Below are 1,424 nucleotides of genomic sequence, written 5' to 3' on the forward strand. Positions count from 1 at the left end.
ATATATTTTATTATTATCCAAAGTATATATATTATTTCCTTTCCTCAAAAGAATACTATAAGAATGAGTATTTTCATCACTAGAATTAAAAGAATTTTCTTTAGTTAGAATTTCATAATCTTCATCTATTTTTACAGATTGACCAATTTCATTAATACTTTTATATCCTTGAGAAATAAAACTATTTGAATCATCATATAGAATAATATTTTTTGCTTGCGAAAGGTCTGGTATTAATAAAGCTAATATTAAAAATAATTTACTTCTAGACATCTAATATACTCAATTTATCGACATAACATTATTGAATTTAAATCAATTATTTATTCAAGCTTATAGTTACAAACTCATATAAAGCAATGTTTTTAGTTTAAAGTATTCTTAAATTCAGTACCACTTAATTTTTCTAAAAAATACTTGTTAGCAGTTTCCTCATGTACATAATTATGTGCAAGAAGGTATTCAAACTCATAATTAATGAATTGAACTATACATTCAAAGATTTGGAAGGGATTGTAAAGACGTAAAAGAAGCCCAACTTTTGTTGGTCTTCTTTAATTAATTGGCTTTTGTAGAGGGAAGAAAATATTTTTAAATTTCAACTTTCCAAGCTTTATTGGCAACTACTTTTCCATTTTTCATATTTAAAACAATGTTATAAGCTGCTGTACCACCATTATTAAAAGTATTTAAAATATAAATATTATTATTTAAATAATATATTTTAAAATCAGCAAGCTCATTCTTGCCCCCATCGACACCATCTTTAGGGAAAAAATATTGCTCTAGCTCAGTTCTACTGATTTCTATTCTGTTATCTTTTTCTTTAACAATAATTTTATCAAGTTGTAAAAAATTATTGTTAGGTAAGCTACCATCTGTACCAAAGAACTTTTTATCATTAAAATACTTATATTCACCTTTAAAAGCTTTATAAAGTTTAGGATCTAAAATAGCTTTTTTTGCATACACTTCTACTATTATATTTTTATCACTATAAACAGCTTTTTCTCTAGAATATTGAGATAGTTTAATAGAAGTGTAACCACCAAAACTATTTATTCTATTTTTATAGACAAATCCAGTTACACCATTACTTGCATTAACTAAACAAAAATTATTAGTCTCTTCATCCATCACACAAGAAACAATTTCATTATTATTTAATTTGGTTGTAACTTTCGAACTTAAACTTGAATTTTCCCTTACATTCACATACCCATCTTTATCTTGAATAAAACCAAAATCAGCATATGAAGCCTCAGTAGATCCAATCATGAAAGTGGTAAAAACTATAAATTTAAGATATTTAGTCATTCGGTATTAACTTTTATTAATAAGAAAATATTTTCAATATTACCAATTATTTATAAGCAGCAAAAAATTATATTAATTTATTACTGCTTATAAGAATATATTTATAT

General features: G+C 24.1%; 1 protein-coding gene and 1 pseudogene. Both read right to left on the minus strand.

The annotated features are described in order from the left end of the window. Nucleotides 1–273: pseudogene (locus tag ACH8JV_RS19410) on the minus strand (RND transporter); the annotation flags it as partial. Between the two features lie 318 nt (nucleotides 274–591). After that, nucleotides 592–1,317 (minus strand): SH3 domain-containing protein, encoded by a 726-nt coding sequence (locus ACH8JV_RS19415; RefSeq protein WP_343568949.1) that lies wholly within the window; start codon nucleotides 1,315–1,317, stop codon nucleotides 592–594. Nucleotides 1,318–1,424: the final 107 nt, after the last annotated feature.

The sequence above is a fragment of the Acinetobacter sp. ABJ_C5_2 genome (genome assembly GCF_044538485.1).
Taxonomy (GTDB): domain Bacteria; phylum Pseudomonadota; class Gammaproteobacteria; order Pseudomonadales; family Moraxellaceae; genus Acinetobacter; species Acinetobacter nosocomialis_A.